The organism is Streptomyces katrae, from assembly GCF_000966975.1.
In the GTDB taxonomy this organism is placed as follows: Bacteria; Actinomycetota; Actinomycetes; order Streptomycetales; family Streptomycetaceae; genus Streptomyces; species Streptomyces katrae.
The window spans coordinates 1-8,067 of record NZ_JZWV01000960.1 but is presented as its reverse complement, the minus strand read 5'-3'; the positions used below and the strand labels follow the sequence as shown (position 1 = coordinate 8,067).

The following is an 8,067-nucleotide window of genomic DNA, read 5'->3' as shown; positions in this document are numbered from 1 at the left end:
GCGTTGAGGCGCGGGGGTCCGGGGCGGAGCCCCCGGTTTCGGGAAGGGGCGGGGTGGGGAACGGCTCCGCGCAGCGGCGCCCACCCGCACCCGCGCCCCTCACACCACCCAGAACTACCAAGAAGGCGGCAGCACATGGGTATGACGACTCCCCAGGTGGTCGTCCACCGGGACAAGGAGCTGATGGCCCAGGCCGCAGCCGCCCGGCTCATCACCAAGATCGTGGACGCGCAGGCCGCCCGCGGCAGCGCCTCCGTCGTCCTCACCGGCGGCCGCAACGGCAACGGCCTCCTCGCCGCGCTCGCCGCGGCCCCGGCCCGGGACGCGATCGACTGGTCCCGTATCGACCTCTGGTGGGGCGACGAGCGCTACGTCCCCGCCGACGACCCCGAGCGCAACCACGTACAGGCCCGTGAGGCCCTCCTGGACGCCGTCCCGCTGGACCCCGCGCGCGTGCACGCGATGCCCGCCTCAGACGGCCCGCACGGCGCCGACGTGGACTCCGCCGCGGCCGCGTACGCCGCCGAGCTGGCGCGGGCGGCCACCCCCGAGGACCACGGCCCGGTCCCGCAGTTCGACGTGCTGATGCTGGGCGTGGGTCCGGACACCCACGTGGCGTCCCTGTTCCCCGAGCACCCGGCGGCCCGCGAGACCGAGCGGACCGTCGTCGGCGTCCACGGCGCCCCCAAGCCCCCGCCGACCCGCGTCTCGCTCACCCTCCCCGCGATCCGTGCGGCCCGTGAGGTGTGGCTGCTGGCGGCCGGCGAGGACGAGGACAAGGCCGGCGCGGTCGCCATCGCCCTCGGCGGGGCGGGCGGGGTGCAGGCCCCGGCGGCCGAGGCCTACGGCCGCAGCCGCACCCTCTGGCTGCTGGACCGCGCCGCCGCGGCGAAGCTCCCGTCCGGGCTGTACCCCCCGGCCTCCGCCTGAGCCGGGAAGCGAGGAGCGCCCCGCGCCGGTCGTCCGACCGGTACGGGGCGCTCCGCCGTTCCTACTGCCGCCCGCGCAGCTCCCGGTACGTGGCCACCAGGGCCCGCGTCGACGGGTCCAGGCTCTCCACGTGCGAGCCCTCCGTCAGCGCCGGCTCCACCCGCTTGGCGAGGACCTTGCCGAGCTCGACGCCCCACTGGTCGAAGGAGTCGATGTTCCACACCGCGCCCTGGACGAACACCTTGTGCTCGTAGAGGGCGATGAGCTGGCCCAGCACCGCCGGGGTCAGCTCACCCGCGAGGATCGTCGTCGTCGGGTGGTTGCCCTGGAAGGTCTTGTGCGGGACGAGCGCCTCGGCGACGCCCTCCGCCCGTACCTCCTCGGCCGTCTTGCCGAAGGCCAGGGCCTGGGTCTGGGCGAAGAAGTTCGCCATCAGCAGGTCGTGCTGGGCCTCCAGCGCCGGCTCCAGCTCCGCCACCGGGCGGGCGAAGCCGATGAAGTCCGCCGGGATCACCTTGGTGCCCTGGTGGATCAACTGGTAGTACGCGTGCTGCCCGTTGGTGCCGGGCGTGCCCCACACCACCGGGCCGGTCTGCCAGTCCACCGGATTGCCGTCGCGGTCCACGGACTTGCCGTTGGACTCCATGTCCAGCTGCTGCAGGTAGGCCGTGAAACGGGAGAGGTAGTGGCTGTACGGGAGCACCGCGTGCGACTGGGCGTCGAAGAAGGCCCCGTACCAGATGCCCAACAGGCCCATCAGCAGGGGGGCGTTGTCCTCCGGCGCCGCGGTGCGGAAGTGCTCGTCCATGGCGTGGAAGCCGCCGAGCAGCTCCCGGAAGGAGTCCGGGCCGATCGCGATCATCAGGGAGAGCCCGATGGCCGAGTCGAAGGAGTAGCGGCCGCCGACCCAGTCCCAGAAGCCGAACATGTTGGCCGGGTCGATGCCGAACTCGGTGACCTTCTCGGCGTTGGTGGACAGGGCCACGAAGTGCCGTGCCACGGCGGCCTGGTCGCCGCCGAGACCGGCGAGCAGCCACTGGCGAGCCGAGGTGGCATTGGTGATGGTCTCGATGGTGGTGAAGGTCTTGGACGCGATGATGAACAGCGTCTCGGCCGGGTCCAGGTCGCGTACGGCCTCGTGGAGGTCGGCGCCGTCGACGTTGGACACGAACTTCACCGTCAGGGAGCGGTCCGTGAAGGCGCGCAGGGCCTCGTACGCCATCGCCGGGCCGAGGTCGGAGCCGCCGATGCCGATGTTGACGACGTTCTTGATGCGCTTGCCGGTGAAGCCGGTCCACTCCCCCGACCGGACCTGGTCGGAGAAGGCCGCCATCTTGTCGAGGACCTCGTGGACGGCGGGGACGACGTTCTCGCCGTCCACCTCGACGACCGCGTCCGCGGGGGCGCGCAGCGCGGTGTGCAGGACCGCGCGGTCCTCCGTCACGTTGATCTTCTCGCCGCGGAACATGGCGTCCCGCAGCTCCGCCACGCCCGTCGCCTCGGCCAGCTCGCGCAGCAGCGCGAGGGTCTCGTCGGTGACGAGGTGCTTCGAGTAGTCGATGTGCAGGTCGCCGACCCGCAGGGTGTACCCGGTGCCCCGGTCCGGATCCGTCTCGAACAGCTCCCGCAGATGCGTCTGCCCCAGCTCTTCCCGGTGCTTGCCGAGCGCGTTCCACTCGGGCAGCCGGTTCAGCCTCGTGCGGCTTTCTGCGTTCATCTCGGACATCAACCCACTTCTTCCGTCCTGTTGTGCCCCGCCACCCCCAACCTAAGGGATCCGAAGGGGGACAACGCACACAAAGGGGCCCGGCCCGCGGGATTCGTACTCCCACGGGCCGGGCCCCGAGTCACTCTTGAGCGTGGCCCCGGCCGAGGCCGGTCTCAGATCTCGCCGCGGAGCTTGGCGAGGGCCTCGGCGAGGATCGCCTCGCCGTCGGCGTCGGTGCGGCGCTCCCGTACGTACGCGAGGTGCGTCTTGTACGGCTCGGTGCGCGGCGGTGCGGGCGGGTTGTCCCGGTCCTGGCCGGCGGGGAAGCCGCAGCGCGGGCAGTCCCAGGTGTCGGGGACCTGCGCGTCGCTGGCGAAGCTGGGCTGCGTCTCGTGCCCGTTCGAGCACCAGAAGGAGATGCGCAGGCGGGGCGCGGATTCACCGCGCTCGGCCTCGCCCATCGGCCCGGCTCCGACCCGACTTCCACGAATCGCGTTGCCACTTGCCACGGTCGTAACTCCCTGCGTGATGGTGCCGCCCAGCGTGAGGGTATACCCGCTGTGGGCGCCTCAGTTTACGTAAAGACCAAGCGGGCCGGGCGAAATGGCCGGAACCGTCAGCTGCCGCTCGACTTCATGAGCAGGCCGAGCGCCACGATGCAGGCGAACCACAGCAGGCCGACGACGACCGTGATGCGGTCCAGGTTGCGCTCGGCCACGGAGGAGCCGCCGACGGAGGACTGCATGCCGCCGCCGAACATGTCGGAAAGGCCGCCGCCCTTGCCCTTGTGCATCAGCACGAGCAGCATCAGCAGAGCGCTGAAGACGATCAGGGCGATCGAGAACCCCATAACCACGGCTGATTCCTACTTTCTGGGCTTACGTCTGCTGCTGGGAGGAAGCGGGGGCCGACGGCTGCACCAGCAGCCCCCGGCCCCCGCAAGGGTACGACGGATCGGCCCTACCGCATACTCACTGGTCGCGGAAGCGGACGATCTTGACGAACTCGTCCACGTCCAGTGCCGCGCCGCCGGCCGCGCCGCCGATGAGGGCGCCGTCGACGTCGGGCTGGGCCATGATCGCGGCGATGTTGCCGGCCTTGACGGAGCCGCCGTACTGGATGCGGACCTTGTCGGCCAGCTCCTGGGAGTACAGCTCGGCGAGGCGGCCGCGGATCGCCCCGCAGACCTCCTGGGCATCCTCGGGGGTGGCGACCTCGCCGGTGCCGATCGCCCAGACGGGCTCGTAGGCGATCACGATGGACTCGACCTGGTCGGCCGGGACGTCCTTGAGGCCGCCGTCGACCTGGGCGAGGGTGTGCGCGACCTGGTTGCCCGCCTTGCGGACGTCGAGGCCCTCGCCGACGCAGAGGATCGGGGTGATCCCGTTGCGGAAGGCGGCCTTGACCTTGGCGTTGCAGAGCTCGTCGGTCTCGCCGTGGTACTGGCGGCGCTCGCTGTGGCCGACGGCCACGAAGGTGCACTTCAGCTTGGAGAGCATCGGGCCGGAGATCTCGCCGGTGTAGGCACCGGAGTCGTGGGCCGAGATGTCCTGGGCGCCGTACTTGATCTTCAGCTTGTCGCCGTCGACCAGGGTCTGGACCGAGCGCAGGTCGGTGAAGGGCGGGAGCACGGCGACGTCGACCGCGTCGTAGTCCTTGTCGGCGAGCGCGAAGGCGAGCTTCTGGACGTGGGCGATGGCCTCCAGGTGGTTGAGGTTCATCTTCCAGTTGCCCGCCATGAGCGGGGTGCGGCCGTTTTCGACAGAGGTCATGGTGGTTCAGCCCTCCAGGGCGGCGAGGCCGGGGAGCGTCTTGCCCTCGAGGTATTCGAGGCTGGCGCCACCGCCGGTGGAAATGTGTCCGAAGGCGTTCTCGTCGAAGCCCAGGATGCGGACGGCCGCGGCGCTGTCGCCGCCGCCGACCACGGTGAAGGCCCGGCTGTCGACGAGGGCCTGCGCGATCGCGCGGGTGCCGTTCGCGTAGTCGGGGTGCTCGAAGACGCCGACCGGACCGTTCCAGAAGACGGTCTCGGCGTCGGCGATCTTCGACGCGTACAGCTCGCGGGTCCTGGGGCCGATGTCCAGGCCCTCCTTGTCCGCGGGGATCTTGTCGGCGTCGACGGTCTCGAAGTCGGCCGGGGTCCCGCCCTTGATGTCGGGGAAGTCCGCGGAGGCGAGGATGTCGACGGGGACGACCAGCTCGACGCCGTTCTTCTCGGCGCGGGCCATGTACTCCTTGACCGTGTCCACCTGGTCCTTCTGGAGCAGGGAGATGCCGACCTCGTAGCCCTTGGCGTAGAGGAAGGTGTAGGCCATGCCGCCGCCGATGAGGATGCGGTCGGCCTTGCCGAGGAGCTCGTCGATGACGGCGAGCTTGTCGGAGACCTTGGCACCGCCGAGGACGACCACGTACGGGCGCTTGACCTCGGCGGTCAGCTTCTTCAGGACGCCGACCTCGGTGGCGATGAGGTAGCCGGCCGCGTGCGGGAGCAGCTTGGGCAGGTCGAAGACCGAGGCGTGCTTGCGGTGGACGGCGCCGAAGCCGTCGCCGACGTAGAGGTCGGCCAGCTCGGCGAGCTCGCGGGCGAAGGCCACGCGCTCGGCCTCGTCCTTGGAGGTCTCGCCGGCGTTGAAGCGGAGGTTCTCGATGACGGCGACCTGGCCGTCGGCGAGGGCGGCGACGGTCTCCTTGGCGGAGGAGCCGACGGTGTCGGTGGCGAAGGCGACCTCGGCGCCGAGCAGCTCGCCGAGCCGCTTGGCGGCGGGGGCGAGGGAGAAGTCGGGCTCGGTGCCGGTGCCCTTGGGGCGGCCCAGGTGCGAGGCGACGACCACGCGGGCGCCGGCCTCGGCGAGCTTGGCGATGGTGGGCTGGACGGCGCGGATACGGCCGTCGTCGGTGATCACGCCTTCCTTGAGCGGCACGTTGAGATCGGCGCGTACGAAGACCCGCTTGCCGGCGACGCCGTCCGCGAGAAGTTCGTCGATCGTCTTCATGTGTTTCTACTCCTTGTCCCCATACAGGGCTGTTACAGGTGCAGGGCGGATGGGACGGGGCAAGCGACAGGGCCCGTACGGCGCCTCATCGCGCCGGGCGGACCCTGTGCTCACATGGTGTTGCCTTGCCCTACGTTCTTAGAGCTGACCGCCGACGAAGACGGTGAGGTCGACGAGGCGGTTGGAGTAGCCCCACTCGTTGTCGTACCAGCCGACGACCTTGACCTGCGTACCGTCCTGCACCATGGTCAGCGAGGAGTCGAAGGTGCACGAAGCCGGCCAGTTCACGATGTCGGAGGAGACGATCGCGTCCTCGGTGTAGTCGAGGATGCCCTTGAGCTGGCCTTCGGCGGCCTTCTGGAAGGCGGCGTTGATCTCTTCCTTGGTGGTCTCGCGGGAGAGCTCCAGGACGAGGTCGGTGACGGAGCCGGTGGGGACCGGGACGCGCATGGCGATGCCGTCGAGCTTGCCCTTGAGCTGCGGCAGGACCAGCGCGGTGGCCTTGGCGGCACCGGTGGAGGTCGGGATGATGTTCTCGGCGGCGGCGCGGGCGCGGCGCAGGTCCGAGTGCGGGAAGTCCAGGATGCGCTGGTCGTTCGTGTACGCGTGGACCGTCGTCATCATGCCCTTGACGATGCCGAAGTTCTCGTCGAGGACCTTGGCCATCGGCGCCACGCAGTTGGTGGTGCAGGAGGCGTTGGAGATCACGTGGTGGTTGGCGGCGTCGTACTTGTCCTGGTTGACGCCCATCACGATGGTGATGTCCTCGTCCTTGGCCGGGGCCGAGATGAGGACCTTCTTCGCGCCGGCCGCGATGTGCTTGGCGGCGTCGGCCTTCTTCGTGAAGATGCCGGTCGACTCGATGACGATGTCGGCGCCCAGTTCGCCCCAGGGGAGGTTCGCGGGGTCGCGCTCGGCGAACGTCTTGAAGGTCATGTCGCCCACGGTGATGGTGTCATCGGTGTGGGAGACGTCCTGCTTCAGACGGCCCAGGATGCTGTCGTACTTGAGCAGGTGCACCAGGGTGCCGTTGTCCGTCAGGTCGTTGACACCGACAACCTCGATGTCCGCCCCCTGCTCGAGAAGCGCCCGGAAGTAGTTGCGGCCAATGCGGCCAAAACCATTGATGCCTACGCGGATCGTCACGAACCGATCTCCTCGTTGGTGCGCCGGCCTGTCCCGCCGGCGAGCTGTATGGGATGTCCCCGACCGCTTACGACCCTACCTCTCCGTGAGCTTCGGAGTGGAATCGGCCGGAGCCTGACACTCCCCCGCTTTCGCGGGGGTACGCCCCCCGGGGCCCTGGACCACTGCTGTGGCCGGGAGCCCCGGGGACTTCGGTCCCGGTCACTCGGAGTGAGCGCCGGGAGGGTTGCGGATCAGCCGTTCAGGGAGCGGAGCGCCCTGCCGAGCAGGAGAGCGCGGTCGGCCGCGGCCGGAAGGTGCTCCAGCCCGAAGCCGAACAGGACCGTGTCACGCGTAGTGACGGCGGCGTAGGACGTGAAGAGCTCTCCGGTCCTGGACCAATCTCCCGGAACATCGGGACTTCCGGCGGGCGCGCCCTGGGCCGTCCAGGCCCCGAGGGAGGTCTCGAAGCCCTCCGCGGCCTGGTCGGAGCCGCCCACGGAGAGCCGGGCCTCGTCCGCGAAGACCCCGCGGCCGCCGGAGCCGGGGTCGGTGATGTACGAGAGGGAGACCTCGACGGTCTTCCCGGCGTAGGCGCTCAGGTCGAAGGAGACCTGCTTCCAGCCGCCCGACGAGCCCGTGAAGCTGTTCCAGGCCCCGCTGGTACCGCTCGGTGAGCAGCCGCCGCTCCCCAGGGTGAGGTAGTGGCGCAGGAACGGGTGGTCGTTGATCAGGAACCCGGCGCCGCACTCCGCCGGGACGGTGGCGGAGCTCGAGCCACCCGCTTCCGGAAGTGTGGTCCAGTCCTCGGCGCCGGCCGTGCGGGCCTCCAGGACGGCGTGGTCGTAGCCCTCCTCGGTGTCCCAGTTGAGGGCCGTCTTCAGCTTGGGCTGGTCGGCGGCCGTCACCTTGGTGAGGTCGACGGTGCGCGTCAGCCGCTTCCAGTCGTCGTCCTGGTGGGTGGCCGACGCCATGCCGGTGCCCGCGTAGGGGGCGTACGGGTTCACGATGCCGGCGTACTGGCCCGCCTGCGCGCTCTTGAACTGCGGGAACCGGTCCGGCGGCAGGGAGTCGGAGGTGACGCTGAAGGCCCCCGGGGAGTTCAGGGGGTTGCCGGCGGCGTCGCCGAGTGCGCCCTTGGCCCCGGCGAGGGTGCCCGCGCCGGTGAAGCCGGAGGGGGCCTTGGCCGTGGCCCGGCCGTAGGCTCCGAGGTAGTACTGGCTGAAGTCGTCCGTCAGGGCCCGGCCGACCTTGGCCCGGCCGCCCGCCAGCTCGCCGGCCTCGATGAGCCGGCCGCCCTCGTTGAGGAAG

Annotated in this window: 7 protein-coding genes and 1 pseudogene; 1 reads left to right on the top strand and 7 read right to left on the bottom strand. The window is 70.3% G+C overall.

Annotation, left to right across the window (positions count from 1 at the left end):
* The first annotated feature begins 141 nt into the window (after nucleotides 1-141).
* Nucleotides 142-930: a 6-phosphogluconolactonase gene (pgl, locus tag VR44_RS30470; RefSeq protein ID WP_045950846.1), complete on the top strand. Its 789-nt coding sequence runs from the start codon at nucleotides 142-144 to the stop codon at nucleotides 928-930.
* 61 nt (nucleotides 931-991) lie between these two features.
* On the opposite strand, the gene pgi is transcribed toward pgl, so the two are convergent.
* The 7 genes and pseudogenes from pgi to VR44_RS30435 form a co-directional block, all read right to left on the bottom strand.
* Nucleotides 992-2,647 (bottom strand): glucose-6-phosphate isomerase, encoded by a 1,656-nt coding sequence (gene pgi / locus VR44_RS30465; protein ID WP_045950847.1) that lies wholly within the window; start codon nucleotides 2,645-2,647, stop codon nucleotides 992-994.
* Between the two features lie 164 nt (nucleotides 2,648-2,811).
* Nucleotides 2,812-3,147: an RNA polymerase-binding protein RbpA gene (locus VR44_RS30460; protein ID WP_007263454.1), complete on the bottom strand. Its 336-nt coding sequence runs from the start codon at nucleotides 3,145-3,147 to the stop codon at nucleotides 2,812-2,814.
* 107 nt (nucleotides 3,148-3,254) lie between these two features.
* The gene (secG, locus tag VR44_RS30455; protein ID WP_042819242.1) at nucleotides 3,255-3,488 is read right to left on the bottom strand and encodes a preprotein translocase subunit SecG; all 234 of its coding nucleotides are present in this window, start codon (nucleotides 3,486-3,488) and stop codon (nucleotides 3,255-3,257) included.
* A 121-nt stretch (nucleotides 3,489-3,609) separates the two neighbouring features.
* Nucleotides 3,610-4,410, bottom strand: a complete 801-nt coding sequence (gene tpiA / locus VR44_RS30450; RefSeq protein ID WP_045950845.1) for a triose-phosphate isomerase — start codon at nucleotides 4,408-4,410, stop codon at nucleotides 3,610-3,612.
* A gap of 6 nt (nucleotides 4,411-4,416) precedes the next feature.
* On the bottom strand, nucleotides 4,417-5,631 hold the full coding sequence (locus VR44_RS30445) for a phosphoglycerate kinase (RefSeq protein ID WP_045950844.1): 1,215 nt from the start codon (nucleotides 5,629-5,631) through the stop codon (nucleotides 4,417-4,419).
* A gap of 138 nt (nucleotides 5,632-5,769) precedes the next feature.
* Nucleotides 5,770-6,777, bottom strand: coding sequence for a type I glyceraldehyde-3-phosphate dehydrogenase (gene gap, locus VR44_RS30440; protein WP_045950843.1), 1,008 nt, complete (start codon nucleotides 6,775-6,777; stop codon nucleotides 5,770-5,772).
* Between the two features lie 233 nt (nucleotides 6,778-7,010).
* Nucleotides 7,011-8,067 (bottom strand): annotated as a pseudogene (locus tag VR44_RS30435) (zinc carboxypeptidase); the annotation flags it as partial.